Raw genomic sequence first — 21,699 nt, 5'->3', positions numbered from 1 at the left:
ATGCTACTTCGCCGGCCTAGAGAGCCACTTTCTCGCGTCCAAGTCGTCCAGAAAAGGCGAGGCGGGCTTCTCCCTCAGGTCTTGGTAGAACATCACCAGCTGCGGCTGAGTTACCCTGGCGCCCGCCAGCTTCTCCTTGGCGAGCATTACCTCCTTGGCTTCTCCGTCAGCAATGATTCTGCCCCTTGACATCACGATCAGCCTCGGCTGGATCGGCCACAGGAACTCGATGTCGTGGGAGACGAGGATGACTGTCTTCCCTGTCGACCTCAGCATCCTGATTATTTCCGCTAGCTTCTCCTTCTGGATGGCGTCCTGCCCTACCGTGGGTTCGTCGAGGACGACCACCTTCGGGTCCCAGGAGAGTATGCACGCGAGTGTTAGCCGCTTCTTCTCCCCGCCGCTGAGTATCAAGGGGGAGGACTTCCTGTACTCCTCCAGGCCGAAGAACTTCAACGACCAGTCTACCCTCTGGGCAGTCAACTCCGGCGGGAAGCCGAAGTTCCTGAGCCCGAACGCAATCTCTTCCTCGACGCTTTCGGAGAAGAGCTGATGGTCCGGGTTCTGGAAGGCGACCCCCACCTTTCGCGAGAGCTGGGCTGTGCTCTCATGCCTCGTGTCCTCGCCGTCCACTAGGACTGTCCCGGTGGTCGGCTTCAGCAGACCGGTGATGTGCTTCACCAGGGTTGTCTTTCCCGCGCCGTTCTCGCCAACTATTGCGACTGTCTCCGCATCGCTTACTGTCAGGCTGACACCGTCAAGCGCGTGGACGCCCGTCGGCTGGACGAAGGTCACCTCCTTGAACTCGATCATTTGACCGTCGAATTCACCTCGTCCGCGAGCTCGGCCGGTCCGAGAAGGTTCGAGCTCAGACGCACCCCGTCGCCCATGAGCGAGTTCTCCAACTTGCTCAGCACAGGCACAGCCACGCCGTAGCCCTTCGCATCTTCATTGGCCAGAACATCGCCGGGCCTGCCGTCCATGACCTTTCTCCCATCGTTCATTACGACAAGCCTGTCTGCAATCCTGACCAGCAGGTCGAGCCTGTGCTCAACTACCACGAACGTCGTACCTGTCTCCTTCCTCAGCTTGTCCACCGACAAGACGAGTTCAGAGGCTGTCTTCGGGTCCAAGAGAGACGTCGGCTCGTCCAGTATCACCAGCCTGGGCTTCATCGCAATCACACCCGCAAGCGCGACCCTCTGTTTCTGGCCGTCCGAGAGTTCGTGTGGCGCCCGCCTGGCCAGGTCGGTGACGCCCATGAGCCTCATTGCCTCGTCTACCCTCTCTCTCATCTCTGCTCTCCCCGTGCCCAAGTTCTCAAGTCCAAAGGCAACGTCCCTCTCGACTGAGAACATGAAGATCTGGTTCTCTGGGTTCTGGAAGAGGAACCCAACGGTCTGCGCAAGCTCCCTCATCTCGGTCTTGGCCACCTCCTTTCCCGCGACTGTTACAGTCCCGACGTACTCTCCGTTGTACATGTGAGGAATCAGACCGTTGACGGCGCGAAGCAGCGTCGACTTGCCGCAGCCACTTGGCCCGGCGAGGACTACAACCTCTCCTTCGTCGACTGCGAGGTCCACTTCCTTGACCGCCCACCTGCTTGCGTCTGTGTACCTGAAGCCGAAACCCTTGACGTCGACGAGCTGCGCCATCTTCGGCGCACACATTTGCTTACTGTATTAAGTCATCTTGAGGGTCTCGAGCCCTTCCGCCTCGTTCTGTTTATAAGAACCCGAGGGCCCTTCTCGCCGAAGGTCATTTGACGCAGGAATCTGGACCGATGTCGCTAACGCTTACCGAAATCTTTCGCGATTGTTACACAGTGAATGCTGGGGTCCCACAATTCAAGATGCTCATCGGAGGCCGCTGGGTATTGTCCGCCCGCGGCGGAGTCATGGACGTGCACTCCCCTGGGGACCGCTCGGTTGTCGGCAGGGTCCAGGCAGGCACGGCCGAGGACGTAGAGAACGCAGTCAAGACGGCGTACGACTCACGAAGGAAGATCAGGGACATCCCTGCAATTGACAGAATCGACATGCTGAACAAGGCCAGGCACATCATGCAGGACCATGACGACGAATTCGTCAGGACGCTGGTCCTGGAGGCGGGGAAGCCTGTGAGCGCAGCCAAGAGCGAAGTGCGCGCCTCGCAGAACAGAATCAAGATGACGATGGAGGAGGCGAGGAGGATCTTCGGCGAATACGTGCCCGGAGACTGGTCGGAGGACACCATGGCGAAGTTCGCCCTCGTGATACACGAGCCGATTGGAGTGATAGCATGCGTCACGCCCTTCAACTACCCGCTCTTCTCAGTGACAGCGAAGATCGTGCCAGCGATAGTCTCGGGAAACGCAGTGGTAATCAAGCCCGCGAGTGATGACCCAATCTCGGCCGTCCTCCTGACGAAGGCCTTCCAGGAGGCGGGGATTCCAGATGGTGTCGTGAACATAATCACGGGCAGGGGGAAGGACGTGGGGGACGCGCTCGTCAATCACGAACTGGTAGGGATGGTGACGTTCACCGGAAGCACGGAAACTGGGAAGCACATAGCAAAGCTGGTCGGGATGAAGAAGATGCACCTCGAACTGGGAGGGAAGGGATGCGCCATAGTGGCCGCAGATGCCGACATCACGCTGGCCGCAAAGAAGGTGCTCGAGGGGTCGCTGAAGTACGCAGGGCAGAGGTGCGACGCCATCAGCCGAGTGCTCGTGGAGGAAGCTGTCGCCTCGAAGCTCATCGAGCGGTTGTTGGCCGAATCCGAGTCCTGGAGAATGGGCGACCCGAAAGACGAGAGATACAACGTTGGTCCGTTGATCAACGAAGGGGCTGCCGAAAGGGTCCAGTCGCTGGTCGACGACGCGGTCACGAAGGGAGCCCTCTTGCTGAAGGGAGGGAGGCACAGGGGGGCATACTTCGAGCCAACCATTCTAGACCGCGTCCCGCAAGAGGCGAAGATTGCTTGGGAGGAAACCTTCGGCCCTGTCGTGGCGCTGATCAGGGTCAAGAGCATCGACGAAGCAATCCAGATTGCAAACAAGTCTCGCTATGGTCTCGACTCGTGCATCTTCACTAACAGCCTGTACACGGCGTGGAAGGTGGCGAAGGCGATGGAAGAGGGGTCGGTGAGCATAAACGACGCTCCGTCGCATGGAGTGGGCTACTTCCCCTTCGGAGGCAACAAGGACTCGGGACTCGGCCGAGAAGGAATCGGGTACAGCATCGACGAGATGACAAGGATCAAGACGATCCAGTTCAACCTCGCGCCGGCAGGGCTGGGCAAGACCAGAGACCTGGCCAAACTGTAGGGTAAGCTCATGGGACATTCATCGCCGACGGCCATTCCCCAGGCGGGACCATGAAGAACCCGTTGGCTGTTAGAAAGGTCGTCGAGACAGGAGTCTATGTCACCGACCTCGACGCGGCGCGCGACTTCTACACAAGGGTCCTCGGACTCGAACTCTACAGCAGCGAGCCTAACAGGCACGTCTTCCTCAAGGCAGGAAAGAGCATGCTCCTCCTCTTCCTGGCCGCTACCACACTGCAGGAGAAGAGGCTTCCCGCCCACGGCGCGAGCGGGATCCAGCACTTTGCCTTCGAGATAGACGACGCGGACTACGACTCTTGGAAGGCAAGGCTCTCACGCGAAGGAGTCGCGATAACGAAGGAAGTGAACTGGGGGAAAGCAAGGTCGGTCTACTTCGACGACCCGTCGGGCAACGTAGTCGAGCTGATAACGAAGGGAAACTGGCCGGTCGACGACTGAGCTACGGCTTCCCCGCTTCGGGGCTTATGCCGTGCCAGAACCCGTAGTGCTTCGTCCCTGTCTTCGGGAAGTCCCTCGCAATGACCGCGTCTATCACCGCAGGTTTCCCGGACGACAATGCCTTCTTCACAGCGTCCTTGACCTCCTCGCGCTTGGTTATCCTAGTCCCGAAGCAGCCGAACGCCTCGGCCACCTTCGCGTAGTCGGGCGAGTAGAGCTCGCCGTTCGGCTTCTTGAAGTCCACCACAAAGGACCGGTTGAACATGTGCGCTTGGCTGTCCTTGACCGAGATGAACCCCCTGTTGTTGCAGACCACGGCAAGGACTGGTATGTCGTACTGGACGCACGTCGAGAGTTCCCCTACCCTGAAGAGGAAGGCGCCGTCACCGTCCACGTCGACGACCTGTCTGTCGGGCCTCGCCAGCTTCGCTCCCATGGCTGCGGGCAGCCCGAAGCCCATGGGCCCGAACCCCCCAGACGCTATGTGGGACCTCGGCTCGTAGACGGGGAAGAGCTGACTCACCACCGAGATCGAGTAGGATGTGCTCTCCACGACTATTGCCTTCCTGTCAAGAACATCCCTCAGCTCCGTCACCAGCGAGCCCATGGTCAGGGTCGGCTCCTCGGTGATGGATTTCAGGTCCTCGAACCACTCGCCCTTCAGCGTCTGGAGCTGCTTGAAGTACTCACTCTGCCTGTAGTTTCTCTTCTGGGTCTTCCTCCTAGCAATGCTGAGCAGGTCCTGGAGCACTGCCTTCGCGTCCGCGACAACACCGACCTCGACAGGGTAGTTCTTCCCTATCTCCCCGGCGTCGATGTCGACCTGGATCAGCTTGGTGGGCGGGATGCTGAACGTCGCACCTTGCTTGTAGGAACTGGCTGTGAACTCTGTGAACCTGCATCCGAGAGAGAGGATGACGTCAGCGTTTCTGGCCAGCATGTTCCCGACCGAAGAGCCCGGGGATCCCGGGTAGAAGGCGTACAGCTCGTGGTCCTCCGGGAACGTCCCCTTGCCCAACCCGAGTTCGGTGCTCATCACTGGGATGCCGAGGAACTCTGCGTAGTCGATCAGCGCTGCAGTCGCTCCGCTGTTGGCCACTCCGCCCCCGGAGAGTATGATAGGGCGATTGGCGTTCAGGATCATGTCGGAGACCTTCTGCATCGTCGCCTCGTCGGCCCTCATCGTCCCTTCTGGCCTGTACCTTGACGGTTCGGGAATCGTCACGTCCGCCTTCTGGGCGGCTACGTCCATCGGGATGCTCACATGGACCGGCCCCGGTCTTCCGCTGGTGCAGAGCTTGAACGCCCTTGCCATCACCTCTGGAATCACGTCGGCCCTGCTCGCGTTCCAGGTGCCCTTGGTCACTGGCCTCACGATTGAGTTGAAGTCCCCAATCGCGGAGCGTTCTGTGCCTTGGAACGTGCCGTATCCATAGAAGTACGAGGAGACCTCTCCTGTTATCAACACAAACGCAGAAGAGTCGACCCAGGCCGTGGCGAGCCCCAGTATTGTGTTGGTCGCCCCCGCACCTGCGGTCGCGAAGACGACGAGCGGCTTGCCCGAGGCCCTGAAGAAGCCATCCGCTAGGTGGCAGGCGCTCTCCTCATTCTTCGCCTGAATCATCTTGATGCCTCTCTTCCCAATTGCGTCTACGACTGTCGCGATGGCGTGGCCTGGAAGGCCCACCGCGTAAGGAACGCCCTCTTTCGCCATGTACTCGGCCACCATCTCGCCTCCAGTGTAGGCTGTCATGCCGCCATCATTCCCATGTTGTGCCATAAAAGAATAAGCGGGATGGCCGACTGGCAAGCTACACCCGTCTTGCGGTCGGCGAGAAGAGGGTCGCAATCGTCTGATTTCGAGGCTCGTTGAAGAAATCCCTGGTGTGGTAGCCAGAATCATAGGAGGGGCTTCGATTTCTCAGGAAATTCTCCACTTCGGGAATACAGGAATCCCACGAACCAAGGCTTTATTACTCGCTTGGCCTTCCGAAGTGCCACATGAAGTCTGAGGGGATACTTCCGACTTCAAAGAAGATAATTGGTGGAAACCTAGTTTGGCTTGCGCTAGGCCTCGTCTCGACGGCCTATGTCGCACTAGCCTACAACCCCACGACCGCGATTCTCGGAATAGCAAACTCACCCGCAAGGATAGCCTACTACTACCAGTTCACCTTTCTAATCACAATACCACTGGCGTTCTTCGGAGTCTACGAAATCTCGAGGAACGAGCGCTTCCGAGCACCGCCCGGACGATACGTGCCCGGCAGGCATTACTCGCTCTTCAGCCCGTACTACCTGGCAGCGATGGGCATTCTGGCTGCCCTCTACGCGGCGGGCGGACTCTTCGGAGCAGTAACCAACTTCGACATTGTGGCTGCAGTCACCGCATTCGCAGCCGCCATGTTCCCGCCCATAGTGCCTCTGGTGGCAATCATAGTGGGAGGGTTCATCAGATTCGCAATCACAGGAATCTCTTTCATGAACCCTGCGGCCGTCCCAGCGTTCGTTTTCATGGACGCCGCGAGGTGGGCGCTGGCGGGATACCTGATCTTCAGGTTCGTCAGGATGTCAGCCACCGGTTTGATGAGCTACGCAAAGTGGGTAGCGATCATCCCGGTGATACTGCTCATCCACGCGGGCTACACAGTCTTCCAGTTCTTCCAACTGAACCCTTGGGACGCGTTCCTAGGCAACGTCGGCTACATGGTCTTCTGGTGGCCAACCTCGGCCATCTCCATTGTGGTCGGCCTGATTGTGGCGGAAGCCGCATACAGAAGTGCCACGAGACGCATGCGCACGGGTTCACAGGCCTCCAATCCATAGCTGCAGTCCTAGTGAGATGGGACTGCACCTCCTTCTTTTTGGAAACCCGGTGGCCACTTGACGCTCATCGAATTCCGGAACTACTCGTTCACTCACCTAGGACGGTCGAATAAGGCTCTCAAGAACGTCAGCCTGAAGATAGAGCAGGGCACGACCGTCGGGATCCTGGGGATAGGCGGCTCGGGCAAGAGCACCTTCATCAAGACGTTGGGGGGCCTGGCCCCCGAGGAGGTCCCAGGGATTGAGGAGGGGGAGATTCTTATCGAAGGCAAGAACTCGCGTGAACTCTCGCCGTTAGATTACTCGCAGATGGTTGGCGTAGTACTGGACAAGCCCGTGACCCAGCTGCTCGGGCTCACGGTCCTCGACGACGTTTCCTTCGGCCCGTCGAACCTTGGGCTCGAAGAAAAAGAAATCAGGGAACGAGTAGACTTCGCCCTGACGGTCACGCGCCTGAAGGGCCTCGAGAGCAGGAACCCCGAGGAACTCTCGGGGGGCCAGCAGCAGAGCCTCGCAATAGCTGACATACTCGCCATGAGGCCCAAGGTGTTGGCCCTCGACGAGCCCGTGTCAATGCTCGATTCGGAGGGAAAGGAAAGGGTTCTCTCCATTATCAAGAACCTTGTACGGGAACAGAACTCGACGGTGGTGATTACAGAGTCGGGCCTCGACCTCGAGTCCATAATCGGGTACCTCGACCGCCTAGTCGTGCTCCACGGGGGGGAGGTGGTGCTCGACGGCGACCCCCACCGAGTAATCATGGAGCCGCTTCTGGACGAAATCGGCGTGGGAAGGACACAGATGGCTGACCTGTTCCTGCGGTTCAGAAAGAAAACCGGGATTGGGAACATGCCCTTCTCGGTCGACGAGGCAGAGAAGGCTCTTCGCCCACTCGTCGCCTCTCTCCGTTTCGCATCTCACGGCGCTACAGGGTCGCAGGCGGTCGAGGAGCCGGTAGTTTCGGTCTCGAACCTGCGGCACACATACCCGCCAGACGTCCACGCCCTCAAGGGCGTCGACATGAACATTCCAAAGGGTTCAATCATCGGCCTCGTCGGGCAAAATGGCTCGGGCAAGACCACCCTCTGCCTGCACTTGGTGGGAGTCCTGAAGGCCTCGAACCCCGACTCCAAGATCCAGGTCGCGGGCCTGGACGTGTCGAAGGAGAGAATTCAGACGCTCATCAGGCACATCAACTATGTCTTCCAGAACCCCGACAACCAACTCTTCCAGGAAGACATAAGGTCCGAACTCGCCTACAGCCTGAGGCTGGTCGGCGCCGACGAGGCCAAGATATCTCTTCTTCTGGAGAAATCGATAAAGCAGTTCGCCCTGGCCGGCTATCTCGACTACGAGTTGCCTGCGCTCCCGCGCGACGTGAGGACGATTCTCGCAATGGCGAGCGTCTTGGTCCTGGAACCGAGCGTCATCATCCTCGACGAGCCGACCAACGCGATGGACAGGAAGAGGAGCGCCTGGTTCCTCGAAGAGCTGAAGAGGCTAAACAGGGAAGGTCTCACGATAGTCATAGTGTCGCACAACATGGAATTCCTCGGGAAGGTCTGCACTCGGCTGGTTGTGATGAACGACGGCAAGATCATCAAGGAGGGCGACACGAGGTCTGTCTTTACGGACCCGGAGGTCCTGGCCACGGCCAAGGTGAAGCCGCCCCAGATCAGCCAGCTTGCGCAACGCTTCTCCTCTCTCGGCTTCCCGCAGGATGTCCTCACCGTCGACGAGTTCTACTCTGCACTCTACCCGAAAGGAGGGCCCTAGTTGCCAGCCTGGCTGGAGTACACGCCCGGTGACACGGTCATCCACAGGATGCATCCGCTCGTCAAGATTGTGCTCGTCGGCACCTTGCTCCTTCTCTCCGGCTTCTATTGGGACCTACGCTACATGGCCGTCCTCGGGCTAATCGGGTTGGTGCTCGTCCGCCTCGCGAAGATCCCCTTGTCCTGGTTCAAGGTGCTGACAGCGATACTCATCGGGCTCGCTCCCTTCACACTGATTGGTGTCTTCGGTCAGACCAACCCTGCGCTCTTCAAGGTCTACCCACAGAGCCTTGTCTCGATCACGCTCGGGAAGGTCTCGTTCGGCCCCCTCGGAACCTATGGCATAACCATGGGGGGCGTGCTCTGGGGGATTGCCTCCGACGTCAGAATCGGAATCATACTTCTCTTCACCTACACTTTCATCTACACCACCTCCTTCAACGAGGTCCTCGGGCTGCTAGGAAACACGCGCTTCCCGAAGGAGCTCCTCTTCGTCATGATGGTGGCGTACAGGTTCGTGCCCGAGATGATCCGACAGATGCAGGTAATCACCACCGCCCTGAGGCTTAGGGGCTGGGAGCTCAGGTCCAGGAACCCGCGGGTGATAGTCGAGAGGACGGTCCCGCTGATCAAAGCGCTGCTCGGGCTGACCATGGTCACCATCGACGAGGTGACGCTCGCAACGAGGATACGCGTCTTCGGCAAGGAGAAGATCACAGTCCTCGGATACAAGGGCTCGTCGCCTGCCCAGAAGACGTTCATCGTTGCCAACCTCGCGGTAGTCGGGGTGGCGCTGTACTTTCTAGCGGTCTACGGGGCCGGCCTCATCTGACCCGCGTCGAACCAAGGATGCCGGAGGGCCCTGCGAAGTCACGCGAGTCTGTGGGGAGCGAGCTCATAGTCGACGTGCTAAGCTCTTCAGGCATCGATGTCGCGTTCGGACTTCCGGGCAACTCGCTGCTCGCCTCGACTGAATACATGTTCCGCAGCGGCAACATGCGCTTCATCACTGTGAGGCACGAACAGGTGGCCGCTGGCATGGCTGAGGGCTACGCAAGGGTGACCGGGAGACCGGGGATCTGCATCGCGGGCGCGGGCCCGAGCGCTGCGAACCTACTGATAGGCGTCGCGAACGCATACAGGGCTTCAGTCCCGATGCTCGCCCTGACTGGCAACCTGGAGCGGTCGAAGCTCGGAAAGGACGCGCTGAACGAGTGGAACCAGATGGACATGTTCAGACCTGTTACCAAGCTTAACATCCAGATAACAGATCCCAAGAAAATCGCAGCCCAGCTGCGGCTCGCCCTCCTCACGTCTGTTCATGGGAGGCCCGGCCCAGTGCACGTCGACGTCCCGGCCGACATCGGCAAGGCGGAAGTCGTATCTCTAGAGAACCTCGGCAAGCTCTCGTTCGAGCCGACAAGGGTTGAGGCCCGGGCACAGGACGTCGAGGATGCAGCGAGAGTCATCATGTCGTCGGAGAGACCGCTGATAATCGCGGGCGGAGGCGCGCTCGCCTCAGGGGCGGGCGAGAGGCTGAAGGAGCTTTCGAGGCTGCTCTCTATTCCAGTTGCTTTGAGCGGGGCCAGAGGCATGATTGCCGAGGACGACCCCTTGTGCTTCGGGCCGGTCGGCGTTTGGGGCTACGCCGCCACCAACCACCTGGTGGAGTCGTCAGACATGATTCTCGGGCTCGGATTCAGGTTCTCGGACGACACGACGATGGGCTGGAGGACGGTACCGAGAGACGCGAAGATAGTCCAGGTCGACATCGACCCTGCAGAGATAGGCAGGCACTATGACGTCGCGCTCGGAATCGTGGCCGACGTCGACACCTTCCTCCGGCAGCTCCTCATGTCGGTCAAGAATTCGGCGCGGAGGGGCGGGAATGGATGGCCGAAGGAGAGACTCGCCGGGCTCCAAGCCGAGCTGAAGAGGGAAAGAGAGTCCCTGTTCGGAGGTCCGTTCGAGGAGGAGCCGGTGGATAAGAGGGTGATAGTGCGCGACCTGATGAGACTCGCAAAGGAGGACGCGATCATAGCAGTAGGCACAGGGGTCCACACGCGCTATGTGAGCAGAATGATAGTCAGAGGACCCAGGCGCTTCATGAGGTCGGGGGCCTTCGCGGCGATGGGTTTCGCTTACCCCGCAGCCTTGGGCGCAAAGGTGGCGGCCCCGGACAGGCAGGTCGTCTGTCTCGATGGCGACGGCGACTTCATGATGACAGTGCAGGACCTGGAGACCGCCGTGAGGGAGGACATCCCCTTCGTAACGGTCGTGTTCAACAACCTATCCTACGCAGCTTACAAGTTCTGGCCGAAGAAGAGGATCGGCGTGGAGTTCACGAACCCGGACATGGTCAAGCTGGCCGAATCCTTCGGCGCGGTAGGGATGAGGGTCACGCGTTCCAGGGAGTTCGGCCCTGCACTCCAGGAGATGATGAAGGCAGACAGGCCGGCCATAATCGACGCGGTAGTCACGCCCGAGACCAACCTCCCCTGGTACTAGCCGCGGCGGGCTCAGATCCCCGACTCTGAAATTGCTTTCATCTCCCCGACAAAGGAGGCGTAGATGGAATCGTGGATGCTGGCCATTGGAGCCCTGGGCCTGTACAGCCTCGTGGCATGGACCATCTTCTGTTCCGCCTCCAGCACATCACCGTACCTTCCCGCCGACACCGCGGCCACCATCGCAGCCCCGAGGGAGCTCGTCTCGAGGGTCTGGATGAGCTCCGTCTCCACGCCGAAGACATCGGTCCTCAGCTGGTTCCAGACCTCGCTGTTCGCCCCGCCGCCACTCAGCCTCACCCTCCCCACGGGCAGCCCGTTGGCCCTGACTCCGTCGAGAGCCATCCTCACCCTCATCGCCAAGCCCTCCATCACGCTCCTCGCCAGGTGAGCCCTAGTGTGGCTGACGCCCAAGCCGAGGAGGTGGCTCTCTATCCTGTAGCTGTAGCCCACTGTCCGGATAGACGGCACGAAGACTGGGTTCAGCTCGGAGACCTCTACGCTCGAGACGTCCCTGTCGACCAAGCTGTACCTCTTCGACTTGCTTGCCCCGTCGTAGAAGGTTTCGACGAACCACTTGAAAACGAAACCGAGCGGTGGGGACATGAAGAGGAACGCCTTTCCCTCTTCGAGGTGCGGAATCAGGAAGAGCGACGAGGCGCTGACCTTCGTGTCGCTCGGTACTAGGGCAGCCACGACCTCCGTCGAGCCAGTAACGTCGCAGACGAAACCCCTTCCGCTGATTCCGGAACCGATCGCAGCGCAGACTGTGTCACCTGGCGCTTGCAGGACTGGTACCCCCTTGCCGATCCCAAGTCTCCTCGCCGCCAGACTGCTGGTGTTCCCTATCGGGACAGCGTAGTTGTGCTCCTCTCCGAACGCGTCGGCGTCGAGTCCGACGAATCGGCACATCTTCTCAATGTCTGCTTTTCGCAGGCCGCGTCTGTCGAAACTGCGGACTCCAGTCAGAAGGTAGCCGATGTACTCCCTTACATCCAGCACGCTGCGAACCCTTTCGAACCTCTTCTTTTCGTTCTCCTTCAGCCAGAGAAGGTTGGGGAAGAGCTTCGCTGGGACGTAGCCCATCGGACCGAGCGCTTCTGTCATCAACTTCCTCTGCGGGTCCGCCCGCGCGTCGAGATGCGATATCAACGGAGCTGCGGGCTTCCCGGCGCCATCGAGGCAGACCGGGGCGGACCCCTGGCCTGTCACCACCGCTATGTCCACCTTTCCTCCCGACGCACCGAGCACGTTCCTGACGCAACTCGTCAGCGACCTGCCGAACTCTTCCGCGTCCTGTTCGTACACGCCCTCACTCCTCTTGCGCAGGCTGTTCTCAGCTGCGTGGAGCGCGAGAACCCTGCCGTCGCCCCTGACTACAGAGGCCTTGCATCTTGTCGTGCCGAAGTCTACCGCGAGCACCCTGAAGCTCCTCTCCGCAGAAGGCGGAGCCAACCGAGTGCCCATCTCTTCGCGGTCCTTCAAGAGACTACAGGTGCCTCAGGGCCTCGTCCACGCTCCAACCGTCGTGGACGACACCCGATATGGCCCTCGTAATGGCCTCCGGGTTCTTGTGCTGCCAGATGTTGCGCCCGAACGCGACTCCGCCCGCGCCTGCGCCGATTGCGTCCTTCACGACCTGAAGCACGTCCCTATCTGTGTCCATCTTCGCTCCCCCGAGGATTATCACTGGGACCGGGCACGAGGCCGAGACGTACTTGAAGGACTCCACGCTCCCGGTGTAAAAAGTCTTGATGAAATCTGCCCCCATCTCTGCGCCAATCCTGCCATACTTCGCGATGACGTCCCTGTCTGTCGGGTTCGGAACCTTCTCGCTCTTGACCGGGAACATCTCCGCGAGCAGGGGCAGCCCCTTCTGCTTGCAAGCCAGAGATGTGCTCCAGAGGCTCGCCATGGTCGCCGGCTCCTCTGGTCCGCCCACGGTCGCGAATATCTTCAACGCGTCGACCCCCAGCTTCATTGCAACGTCGACCGTAGCGTCCATGTTCGTCGACATCGGAGTCGACAGGATGATGCCCGACCTGCCCGCGGCAATGTGGCCGTACTTCTGGACCACGCCGAGAGTGGTCATCACCGCATCCGCGCCTCCCCTGACAACGGCTTCCAGCGTGGGCGAGGGGTCGACCCAACCAGGCGCCGGCCCCATGAAGGACCCATGGTCCAGGGCCACGACGACCGTCCTTCCGTCTCCCCTGAAGATCCGCCTCAGCCTAATTCGCGTTCCGACGTCTGTGGGCATCCCGATTAGCTCCCTCCGTTCGGCATTACCATGATTTTGACCCCGGCTCCCTTCTCGAGCATTCTGAGAGCCTCTCCAGTCTCTTCGAGGTCGTAGCGGTGTGTGATGAGCGTCTTGACGTCTATCTTGCCTTCGTCGATCAACCTTGTCGCCTCCCTGAGCTCGCTCCTCGTCTTGTCGTAGCTGCCTATCATCGAAACTTCGCTGTGATGAACGAGGTTCGGGTCGAAGGAGACCTTCATGGGCGGATTCGTCGACGCGAAAAGGTTCACCGAACCCATCGGAGAGACCAGCTGGAATCCTGTTTCTATCGCCTGCGCGTTGCCTATAGCCACAATGACCTTGTCCGCTCCGTCCCCGCCCGTGAGTTCTTTGACCTTCGCGACGGGGTCAGTCGTCGACGAGTTGACCACGTGGGTCGCACCCAGCCTCCCCGCGAACGACAGCCTCTCCTCCTTGATGTCGATCACAATCGTCTTCGCCCCCAGCAAGTTGGCCATCTGCATGTGCATCAGCCCTATCTGCCCCGCGCCCACTATGGCCACTCTGTCCCCCATCTTCACCCGTGAGTTCTTAATCCCGTTAATCACGCAGGAAAGCGGCTCCGTGAAGGCCTCCTCTTCAAAGGTTGCGTGGCTGAACTTGTTCATCCAGATCTCGTTTCCCGCTGCAAACTCCGCAATCGACCCGCTCCCGACTGCTCTCCTGTTCACACAAAGGTTCTCTCTTCCCGCGACGCAGAACCTACAATGGCCGCACCTAGTGCTGCCGTCCCCCGCCACCATGTCGCCGACCTTGAACCCCTTCACATCGCTCCCGACCTTCACGACCACGCCCGCTGGCTCGTGGCCCAAAGTCGTGGGCGGCTTCTTCCAAGTCACCAGTCCGGCGTATATCCTGTAGTCGTTGGGGCAGATTCCGCAGGCCATCACCCTGAACATGATGTCGTGAGGTCCTATCTCAGGCTCCGGCATCTCCTTCGTCTCAATCTTTCTGTATTCTGAGAGGAGGGCGACCTTCATGTAGTTCATCGCGACGGCGTGAGTTATATAAGTGTCCCAGAATTGCTGACGACAGGACATGGGCAGTCAGCTCTTATCGCCCAAGCAAGAGATCCTCGTCCTGGTCGACGAGAATGACAGCGAGATAGGCACTGACACGCGGGAGAACTGCCACCTCGGCAATGGGCGGCGGCACAGGGCGTTCACAGTCTTCCTCTTCCACGGCGGAAAGCTCCTCCTGCAGCAAAGGGCCGCGCAGAAGACTCTCTGGCCGGGCGCCTGGGATGTCTCGTTCACGAGCCATGTGTACCCCGGGGAGTCGTACGCCCAGGCCGCTGCCCGGAAGGGGATGCAGGAGTTGAACGCAAAGTTCGGGGACCTGAGCGACGTCCACTCGTTCGTCTACTTCGCTCCGCAGGGCAAGTGGGCTGAGAACGAGTTCTGCAGGCTGCTAGTCGGGGACTTCGACGGAAAGGTCAGGCCGAACCCGGAAGAGATAGACTCCATCAAGTGGGTTACGATAAAGGAACTCCAATCGGCGCTGAAGGCGGACACAGCTTCCTATACGCCGTGGCTCAAGCTCTCTATGGAAGGGTTCCTGAGAAGCCCAGCCTCGAAGAAATACGGTGCTTAGACCTCACTTCAGCTCTTCTGATTGCTCCTTCAGAAGTTCGCCCACCCTTTCGAGGGCGAGCTTGACACCGTCCTCCTCTCCAGCCGAGCACGAGAAGGAAGCTGCAGTCGCGTGTCCGCCGCCGTGCCCCCCCAGCTTGGTGGCGACAACCTCTGCCACGTCTGTTCCAAGCTTGACCTTCGTGGCGTCGAGGAACCTCTGGGTCTCTCTGAGACTGACCCTCGTCTCCCCATCCGAGGTGCCGCCTACGACGGCAACATCTGCGCCGAGGAAGAGGAGCGACCTTGCCACGTGTGCCTGGAACGAGCCGACCAGGCTCGTCGCTGCGACCCAGCTCCCGAGCTTGAAGATCTTGAGCCGCTGGGCCCCCTTCAGCTTCGCCAGAACCTCCCCGCGGTCCGGCTCTGACCTGAGGGCCCTTCTGGCCTCCTGCAGGTCCGCCCCCCTGTCCACAAGCCGAACTGCCGCCCTGAGCGCCCCCTCGCCCGCGATCGCCAGGTGGGAGGAGTCGAACAGGATGCCTTCGAGCAGGGCTTGGGCGGTCTGCCTGTCGATCCGCACCTTCAGCTCGTCGAAGAGCCTGAAGACCATCTCGGCTGCAGAGGTGGCGCTCTCGTCGACGAGCATGTGGTCGTAGACACCAGCCTCCCTGTACGGGTGGTGGTCCACTAGAATCCTCTCGGCTCCGCTCGCTGCCATCTTGTCCCTCCAGCCCTTCAGGAGTTCCGCGTCGCCGACGTCGACTGCGACGTAGAGGTCGTACTCCTGGTCGCTCTCTGTCACGGTCCTGTGCCTGAACTTCTGGCTGAGCTTGGTGGTAAGGAGGGTCATCCCGCCTGGCGTCGCTATGTCAACCCTGCAGCGAGGTGCCAAGGCCCTCAGCAGCTTCGACAGAGCGAAGGCGGAGAGGTACGCGTCCGCGTCTGCGTTCCTATGGCAGACTATGGCGGCCTTTCTCACAGATTTCGGTTCGACGAACGGGAATCTCTTCGAGCGCTCGGTCCTTGTCAACGAGGCCGGGCCCTGCTACTCTCCTTCTGCAGCCTGCGGCGCCTTGCCCTTCACTGCTTCGTCTATCTTCGTCTGAAGTTCCTTCAGGCTCTCTCTGAACCTGCTCTCCTGCTTCGCTAGCACCATCTTCCGAGTGCCTCCCAGCTCTTTCTTCTCAGTCAGCTCCTTCACGATTGCCACCTTCTGCACTTTGATCAACAGGTTGCCCGCGTACTTGTAAATCGCCTCGGAGTCGGAGGCCTTCGTCAGTTCCTCCAGCGCTTTCTCCGTCTCCGCGAGCTCGAGTTCCACCTGCTGCTTCTGTATCAGCACTGCCTGGAGGTTCTGTTGAGTCTGGTCGAACCTCGCGAGCTGTTCCCTCAGGTAAGGCGGGAGCTCAGGCTGGCTCAATTTCGGCGTGACGGCTCGCTTGGCTACTTAAAGCCTTTCGGCGGCGTGATGACGGTTTGCAGCTTTTCCGTCATCTCCCTCGCTTTCGCAGCGACCTCGGAAGGTTCCTTCCCTTCTATCGTCAGCTCGCAAATCCCGCCCTTCAGCCTGGCCGACGGGAAGGCCTGCTTGACCCTGCTGGCAGTGGCCCTATCTGTCTTGAGCGAAATCTTCAGATGGATTGACTCGATCGGGTCGCTACGTCTTCTGGCTGAGGTCATACGCGCCGCCCGCGACAGTGTAGCCGCACGAGCCGCACCTCCAGATGCCAGAGGCGCTGCGTCTCAGCTTCATGCTGGAGCAGGAAGGGCACTCCCTGGCCGCCTTCAGCGTCCTGTGGATCCTCGCGTACCTCTTCCTGAGCGTCCCGCCGTACTTTGCGCCCAGCCCCCTCACGTTCTCCTTCACCTTCGGCACTACTTTGTCGCCTCCAGTATTGCCTTCCTGATCTCCTTGCCTAGCCTGATGGAGGTGTCCGCGGCCTGCAGCACCTGGGCGGGAGTGATGGTGCTCGCCTCGCCCTTCTGGCTGGCGCAGACGTTGCCTTCGTCATCCGTGGTGATGGTTATCCTCATGTCCATCGCCCCCTCCTCTTCGGAGTTGGGGTCGACGACGAGCGCGTCTCCTATCCTTGCAAGCGTGACTGAGACAGGGGTCTTCTCGACTGGCACAGGCACCTTCTCTTCCTTGGCCTTCACCTTCTCGTCCTCGACGACGTACTTGTTCATCTTCGCTGTCCTGAGGGCGGAGACGACTGCGTAGCTTGTCGCGTCGAAGAGGTTGCCGTCGACGTTCATTATGTTGACGTCCACGAATACGGTGACGACGGTCTTGCCAGGCACCAAGCACAATTCTGTGAGGTCCACCATCTCCGACTCCCTGACGCCCCTGTCAACAACCCTGGCCAGCTCTATCGCTTCCGGGCTGGGAGGCCCGGCTTCGGCGTAGGCCGAGGCCAGGGGGAGTATCTCCGCGTTCACAACGAGGAGCCCCTTGTCCGGCGTGTCCGGGAAAGGCGTTCCGGTGGCGATCTTCACTCCGGCTACCACCTCGGTGTTCCCCAAGTTCACAATCGCCGAGCCGTTTGCCTTCTGTATCACGCCAGTCTGAATCTTTATCGGTCTGTGTTCGTCCAGAGCCCTCCCGTCGAGCCTCTTCCCCTTGGAGAGGAGCTCGACCATCTGCGCCTTCCGGATCGTCTCGACAACGTAGTTCTTCTTCATTGACATCGCTACTCGCTCTCCGCCTCTGTGGGCACAGTCGTCGCGTCGCCCCCGAAGAACTTCTTTGTCAGGGCCGCGCGCTGCATCGTGTAGACCTCTCTCCCCTTCTCAATCGCGAGCTCGAACGCCTTCTTGAAGTTCTCCTTCGTGTAGATGCCGTCAACCTGGAGCAGTGTCACCTGGTTCAGGTTCGGCATGATGGCCACGGGCATGTCTCCCGAGCCCTCCTTGTCCTCAGTGTCGTCCAAGTCAGCGACGACCTGGTCCTCTATTATCCCGCAGGAGCAGCCGACGACCATGTCCCTCATGTTGATGCCAGCGTCAGCCAGCGCGAGCGACGCGGCGGTTATCCCCGCCACCCTCGACCCTCCGTCCGACTGCAGCACCTCGACCCAGACCTCTATCGCGGTCCTAGGGTAGTCCTCGACTATGATTGCAGGCTCCAGGGCCTCCCTTATCACCTTGGAGATCTCTATCTCCCTCCTCGACGGCGCAGGGTTCTTCCTCTCGTCCACCGAGAAGGGTGCCATGTGATACCTCGACCTCACAAGCGCCCTGTCCGGCAGGACCTGGTGCTTAGGGTGGACCTCCTTCGGGCCATAGACTGCAGCCATGATCTTGTTCTTTCCCCACTCGATGTAGGCGGAGCCGTCAGCGTTCTTGAGGACGCCGACTTCCATCTTTACCGGCCTGAGCTCGTTCCATTTTCTTCCGTCGAGCCTGTTTCCCTTCTTGTCGATCAGCTTCTTCTCAGCTACCAACCTTCGCCCCTCCCAAGAACTCCTCGACCCTCCTTCCGAGGTCGGCCGCGTGCGTCTCCTCCTCTATCATCTTGATCGCGGCCACAGCCTTGAGGGTCCCATCTGGTGGACCTGTGATCACGACTACGCCGTTTTGCCCTGCCATTACCTCGCACTCTGTCCTTTCGCTTATCATGTTGATCATCGCCCCACTCCGTCCAATCAGCCTCGGCACCTTGATCGGTGATATCTTAACGATCTCACCCTTCGGAATCTTCCCGAACCCGTGCCCCCGGATGCTGAGCTGAGGGTCCCTTGACCTGTCGAACGACTCTATCTTGCAGCCTATGACATCGCCGACCTTGAACTTGGTGGACAGGTCGTGGGTCGAGGGCGAGAACTCTCTCCCGAAGACGAACGAGGCGGGGAGGTAGCCGAAGAACGCCGAGTTGATGTCGACTATCCATCCGAACCCGTTCATGTCTGTCACCTTGCCTATCACAAGGTCCTCCGCCTTGGGCATGTACGGCCCTGTGAAGGGGTTCAGCTTGATACCGTCTCTGCTCACCTCTGCAAGTCCGACCCTTAGTGCGACGTACTCGTCGCCCCTCTTCTCCACGTAGCTCCCGAACTGATAGTCTCCCTTGGCTATGACGTCTCCGGGAATCACTTGTTTCCTTTCTACCATTGGCATATTCTCACTTCACTACTGTAACCTGGGCCGCGCCCTTTGTCGTCGAACCGAGGCGGTCCAGCAGGCCGGGCTGTCCACCAGCTGGTATTTCTACTATTGCGGAGAGCGTCCCGTCAGCACCCCAGTCCTCCTTCAGGATGTCCCCGAAGTTCTTCAGTATCCCTATCGTCTGCCCAGAGTATTGGGGAGCGACCTTCACCTGAAGCTTGACCTTCTCCGACTTCAGCGGCAGTATCGTCCTGAGCTTCTCGATGACGACTTTGGTCTGCTCGTTGGCGTCCTGGAAGGGGTCGACGGCCACCCTCGCCTCCTGCATCGCGTGGTCGATTCGAAGTGGAGGGTGAGGGAGCATCGTCTTGGGGTCGACGAAGTTCTTGGAGATTATCGCTATTATCGCCCTCCTCTTCTCTTCGGTCAGCCTCTTCCTCTGCTCCTGGGTCAGGTTCAGTTCCCCACGCTTCAGCACCTCTAGCGCTGCCTTCGCCTCGTCGTCAGTGTTGAGGAACTTCCTCAGCTTCTCGCTCCCCGCCCTCAGACCCTTGGTCGAGTCCGAGTAGACCTCGTCGATGACTATGACTTGGGAAGGCTCGACGTTCTTGCCCTGCTTGAAGCTGAGCGCTGCGTCTGGGTTAACGAGTATCTCGAAATGCTGTCCTTCCAGCACGAGCCGGACGCTCGTGAGCTTCGTAGACTCCTTCGTCCTCGCCCTAGTCTGGCCTGAGGTGTGAGAGAACCCGCTCATACGTCAGCATCGTCCCTTAGGAGCTCTTGGGGGGCTTGTCAGACCGTGTCTTGGCGCCGGACGCGCTCTTCGCCACATCTGCCTCGCTGAGCCTCCTCATCTTCTTGGACTCGGTATCGACGACCGACACCTTGATGTGTGCAGTCCCCACCTTGTCCTCGCTCACTAGGTAGATGCATTCGATGGCTAGAGTCACGGCTTCATCCAACGAGAGTTCCTCCTGGTAGTTCTTCTCCAGGTAGTCGTTGACCTGGTCGCTGCCTTGCCCGATGGCAATTGCGTGGAACCCGGAGTAGGTGCCCGTGGGGTCTGTGAGATAGACCACGGGTCCGCTGTTCTCGTCGACCCCGGCTATGATCAGGGAGACGCCGAACGGCCTGACGCCAGCGTACTGCGTGTACTGCTGGTTCATGTCGGCGATTCTCTTGGCAATCGACTCGACGTCGACAGGCTCGTCGTAGATCAGCCTGTTGCTCTGCGCCATCACCCTTGCGTTGTCCACTTGGATCCTGGCGTCTGGTATGTAGCCTGCGCCGACTGCGCCGATGTGGTCGTCGATCTGGAACATCTTGACCACAGAGTCGCCGCTCTGGAGCTTCCTTCCCTTCTCCTCAACCGCGAGCACGACGCCCTTCTTTGTCTTCACTCCCACCGCAAGGCTCCCCCTCCTTACTGTCTCGAGGGCGTACTCAACTTGGTAGAGCCTGCCGTCGGGCGAGAAGATTGTGATCGCCCTGTCGTATCCAGCCGAAGGTGCAAACAATTTGTTTTCTTTACTCCTTTTGTCGGACGCTCGTCCGACTGCTTTTAAACTCTTTTCCCGCTCGGAGGTTCTGCCGCTTAAAGGTTCATATCCGCAGAGGGTCTCGGCTTATCTCTTCATGGTCAGGGTCCTGGCAGTCAACAACTATCCCTCGCTGGAGAGGTTCTGGAGGTTGAAGAATTCGCTGGAGGCGAACGGCGCCAAGGTGTCCGTAGGCGGCTGGCGCGAGTCGTCCGCCAAGTTGTTCAACGGATATGATGGCGTCGTGCTCAGCGGCGCACCAGACATGCTCTCCGAGGAGCGCACCCAGAGGAAGTTCTCTGCGGAGGCAGGGGCGGTCATCGAGGCCAGGGTTCCGGTCCTGGGCATCTGCTTCGGGCACCAGCTCATCGGTCGGGCGTTCGGCTCGAACGTGGTCAAGAACGGCATCCACACATTGAAGTTCGTCGAGACTGAAGTGCTCGCCAGAGACCCGCTCTTTGCCGGCCTACTTGGGAGGATGACGGTCTTCGAGTCTCACCACGAGGCGGTGGAGACTCTCCCTGAGCGCTTCCGTCTGCTGGCCAAGAGCCCGAGCAGCGCGATAGCCACCATGAGGCACTCCAGCCTGCCCATCTACGGCCTCCAGTTCCATCCAGAAAGGAACAGTCCCGTGAAGCCAGACGGCAACCTCGTGGTCTCGAACTTCGTCAGGGGCCTGGCGTAGGCGCTGGCATGGCAATCCAGAAAGTGATCTTCACTCGCGAGGTCGTGGACAGCCTCCTGTCCTACTCGAAGATGGCCCATCCGAACGAGGGGATACTGCTGCTCCGAGGAAAGGCGAAGAAGGGAGTCGCAGAGGTGACAAGCGTGATGGTCCCTCCGGCGGCGGTGCATGCAAGGAGCTACTCCTCGTTCAACTGGTTCATGCTGCCGGTCGACATGTCGTACCTTGGTGTCGCCCACTCCCATCCGTCGGGACGCGCTGTACCGTCGCATGAGGACCTGCTGCACGCCTCAGGCAGGGTGATGGTAATCATGGGCTTCCCATACAACGACGAGTCGTGCCTCGGCGTCTACGACAAGGATGGAAGCAGGATTCCCTTCGAAGTGAATGCGGGTCATCAACGTTAAATAGCTTTAGAGGCCGATATCAAATCGGTGGTTCACCTCGTCCCAGTATAGCAGAGGTCAGACTTGGGGAGCCCTGAAGAAGGCGTGGCGGGGCTACAAGGTGGCCAAGGTTCAGAAAAACCTGGAAGACATGAAGAAGTACGCTGAAAGAATCAGGACGCTCCAACAGGAGCTAGGGCTCGCGCAGGCGAAGTTCCCAGAGCTAGGTCTGAACTA

At 59.8% G+C, this 21,699-nt stretch carries 24 protein-coding genes; 9 read left to right on the top strand and 15 right to left on the bottom strand.

Going from position 1 to position 21,699, the window contains the following annotated elements:
- Positions 1 to 3: 3 nt before the first annotated feature.
- Both LYZ69_02205 and LYZ69_02200 read right to left on the bottom strand, forming a co-directional pair.
- Positions 4 to 813, bottom strand: a complete 810-nt coding sequence (locus LYZ69_02205; protein ID MDV3277263.1) for an energy-coupling factor ABC transporter ATP-binding protein — start codon at positions 811 to 813, stop codon at positions 4 to 6.
- The gene (locus tag LYZ69_02200; GenBank protein ID MDV3277262.1) at positions 810 to 1,655 is read right to left on the bottom strand and encodes an energy-coupling factor ABC transporter ATP-binding protein; all 846 of its coding nucleotides are present in this window, start codon (positions 1,653 to 1,655) and stop codon (positions 810 to 812) included. Before LYZ69_02200 ends, LYZ69_02205 begins: the two co-directional genes overlap by 4 nt.
- Positions 1,656 to 1,876: 221 nt before the next feature.
- On the opposite strand from LYZ69_02200, the gene LYZ69_02195 reads away from it, so the two are divergent.
- Complete coding sequence (locus tag LYZ69_02195) at positions 1,877 to 3,307, top strand: aldehyde dehydrogenase family protein (GenBank protein ID MDV3277261.1); 1,431 nt, start codon at positions 1,877 to 1,879, stop codon at positions 3,305 to 3,307.
- Between the two features lie 50 nt (positions 3,308 to 3,357).
- Complete coding sequence (locus LYZ69_02190) at positions 3,358 to 3,765, top strand: VOC family protein (GenBank protein ID MDV3277260.1); 408 nt, start codon at positions 3,358 to 3,360, stop codon at positions 3,763 to 3,765.
- A gap of 1 nt (position 3,766) precedes the next feature.
- On the opposite strand, the gene LYZ69_02185 is transcribed toward LYZ69_02190, so the two are convergent.
- Positions 3,767 to 5,518 carry a thiamine pyrophosphate-binding protein gene (locus tag LYZ69_02185; protein ID MDV3277259.1) on the bottom strand — a complete coding sequence of 584 codons (1,752 nt, stop codon included), beginning with the start codon at positions 5,516 to 5,518 and terminating at the stop codon, positions 3,767 to 3,769.
- 248 nt (positions 5,519 to 5,766) lie between these two features.
- On the opposite strand from LYZ69_02185, the gene LYZ69_02180 reads away from it, so the two are divergent.
- Genes LYZ69_02180 through LYZ69_02165 form a run of 4 tightly spaced genes read left to right on the top strand, consistent with a single transcriptional unit; the run spans position 5,767 to position 10,874 of the window.
- A complete protein-coding gene (locus LYZ69_02180; protein MDV3277258.1) occupies positions 5,767 to 6,591 on the top strand; it encodes a hypothetical protein in 825 nt (274 codons plus the stop codon).
- Positions 6,592 to 6,648: 57 nt separating this feature from the next.
- Positions 6,649 to 8,367, top strand: a complete 1,719-nt coding sequence (locus LYZ69_02175; GenBank protein ID MDV3277257.1) for an energy-coupling factor transporter ATPase — start codon at positions 6,649 to 6,651, stop codon at positions 8,365 to 8,367.
- On the top strand, positions 8,368 to 9,198 hold the full coding sequence (locus LYZ69_02170; protein ID MDV3277256.1) for an energy-coupling factor transporter transmembrane protein EcfT: 831 nt from the start codon (positions 8,368 to 8,370) through the stop codon (positions 9,196 to 9,198).
- 17 nt (positions 9,199 to 9,215) lie between these two features.
- Complete coding sequence (locus LYZ69_02165; protein MDV3277255.1) at positions 9,216 to 10,874, top strand: thiamine pyrophosphate-binding protein; 1,659 nt, start codon at positions 9,216 to 9,218, stop codon at positions 10,872 to 10,874.
- Positions 10,875 to 10,885: 11 nt separating this feature from the next.
- On the opposite strand, the gene LYZ69_02160 is transcribed toward LYZ69_02165, so the two are convergent.
- The 3 genes from LYZ69_02160 to LYZ69_02150 are packed head-to-tail and all read right to left on the bottom strand — an operon-like array spanning position 10,886 to position 14,155.
- Entirely contained in the window at positions 10,886 to 12,328 is a 1,443-nt protein-coding gene (locus LYZ69_02160) for an FGGY-family carbohydrate kinase (protein MDV3277254.1), read from the bottom strand.
- Positions 12,329 to 12,362: 34 nt separating this feature from the next.
- On the bottom strand, positions 12,363 to 13,133 hold the full coding sequence (locus LYZ69_02155; protein MDV3277253.1) for a hypothetical protein: 771 nt from the start codon (positions 13,131 to 13,133) through the stop codon (positions 12,363 to 12,365).
- Between the two features lie 5 nt (positions 13,134 to 13,138).
- The gene (locus tag LYZ69_02150; GenBank protein MDV3277252.1) at positions 13,139 to 14,155 is read right to left on the bottom strand and encodes a zinc-binding dehydrogenase; all 1,017 of its coding nucleotides are present in this window, start codon (positions 14,153 to 14,155) and stop codon (positions 13,139 to 13,141) included.
- Positions 14,156 to 14,213: 58 nt separating this feature from the next.
- Here LYZ69_02150 and idi point away from each other — a divergent pair, with 58 nt between their 5' ends.
- Positions 14,214 to 14,768, top strand: coding sequence for an isopentenyl-diphosphate Delta-isomerase (idi, locus tag LYZ69_02145; GenBank protein MDV3277251.1), 555 nt, complete (start codon positions 14,214 to 14,216; stop codon positions 14,766 to 14,768).
- Positions 14,769 to 14,771: 3 nt separating this feature from the next.
- Here idi and LYZ69_02140 read toward each other — a convergent pair whose 3' ends face one another.
- From LYZ69_02140 to psmA, 9 genes are read right to left on the bottom strand one after another with little or no spacing between them, the layout of a single operon-like run.
- Positions 14,772 to 15,779 (bottom strand): DHH family phosphoesterase, encoded by a 1,008-nt coding sequence (locus tag LYZ69_02140; GenBank protein ID MDV3277250.1) that lies wholly within the window; start codon positions 15,777 to 15,779, stop codon positions 14,772 to 14,774.
- 15 nt (positions 15,780 to 15,794) lie between these two features.
- The gene (locus LYZ69_02135) at positions 15,795 to 16,169 is read right to left on the bottom strand and encodes a prefoldin subunit beta (GenBank protein ID MDV3277249.1); all 375 of its coding nucleotides are present in this window, start codon (positions 16,167 to 16,169) and stop codon (positions 15,795 to 15,797) included.
- Positions 16,170 to 16,192: 23 nt separating this feature from the next.
- Positions 16,193 to 16,429, bottom strand: a complete 237-nt coding sequence (locus tag LYZ69_02130) for a hypothetical protein (protein MDV3277248.1) — start codon at positions 16,427 to 16,429, stop codon at positions 16,193 to 16,195.
- On the bottom strand, positions 16,407 to 16,625 hold the full coding sequence (locus tag LYZ69_02125; protein MDV3277247.1) for a 50S ribosomal protein L37: 219 nt from the start codon (positions 16,623 to 16,625) through the stop codon (positions 16,407 to 16,409). Before LYZ69_02125 ends, LYZ69_02130 begins: the two co-directional genes overlap by 23 nt.
- The gene (locus LYZ69_02120; GenBank protein ID MDV3277246.1) at positions 16,625 to 17,431 is read right to left on the bottom strand and encodes an exosome complex protein Rrp42; all 807 of its coding nucleotides are present in this window, start codon (positions 17,429 to 17,431) and stop codon (positions 16,625 to 16,627) included. Before LYZ69_02120 ends, LYZ69_02125 begins: the two co-directional genes overlap by 1 nt.
- A gap of 8 nt (positions 17,432 to 17,439) precedes the next feature.
- Positions 17,440 to 18,192: an exosome complex exonuclease Rrp41 gene (locus LYZ69_02115; protein MDV3277245.1), complete on the bottom strand. Its 753-nt coding sequence runs from the start codon at positions 18,190 to 18,192 to the stop codon at positions 17,440 to 17,442.
- Entirely contained in the window at positions 18,182 to 18,859 is a 678-nt protein-coding gene (locus LYZ69_02110) for an exosome complex protein Rrp4 (protein MDV3277244.1), read from the bottom strand. The genes LYZ69_02115 and LYZ69_02110 overlap by 11 nt, the downstream gene beginning before the upstream one ends.
- A gap of 10 nt (positions 18,860 to 18,869) precedes the next feature.
- A complete protein-coding gene (locus LYZ69_02105) occupies positions 18,870 to 19,607 on the bottom strand; it encodes a ribosome assembly factor SBDS (GenBank protein MDV3277243.1) in 738 nt (245 codons plus the stop codon).
- Positions 19,608 to 19,623: 16 nt separating this feature from the next.
- The gene (gene psmA, locus LYZ69_02100) at positions 19,624 to 20,370 is read right to left on the bottom strand and encodes an archaeal proteasome endopeptidase complex subunit alpha (GenBank protein MDV3277242.1); all 747 of its coding nucleotides are present in this window, start codon (positions 20,368 to 20,370) and stop codon (positions 19,624 to 19,626) included.
- 118 nt (positions 20,371 to 20,488) lie between these two features.
- Here psmA and LYZ69_02095 point away from each other — a divergent pair, with 118 nt between their 5' ends.
- Together LYZ69_02095 and LYZ69_02090 are read left to right on the top strand one after the other, a co-directional pair.
- The gene (locus LYZ69_02095) at positions 20,489 to 21,076 is read left to right on the top strand and encodes a gamma-glutamyl-gamma-aminobutyrate hydrolase family protein (protein MDV3277241.1); all 588 of its coding nucleotides are present in this window, start codon (positions 20,489 to 20,491) and stop codon (positions 21,074 to 21,076) included.
- A gap of 8 nt (positions 21,077 to 21,084) precedes the next feature.
- Entirely contained in the window at positions 21,085 to 21,483 is a 399-nt protein-coding gene (locus LYZ69_02090; protein ID MDV3277240.1) for a Mov34/MPN/PAD-1 family protein, read from the top strand.
- Positions 21,484 to 21,699: the final 216 nt, after the last annotated feature.

The organism is Nitrososphaerales archaeon, from assembly GCA_032906765.1.
GTDB lineage: Archaea > Thermoproteota > Nitrososphaeria > Nitrososphaerales > Gagatemarchaeaceae > DASPPF01.
The sequence above is the reverse complement of the archived record's forward strand: the minus strand, read 5'-3'. Positions and strand labels throughout refer to the sequence as shown.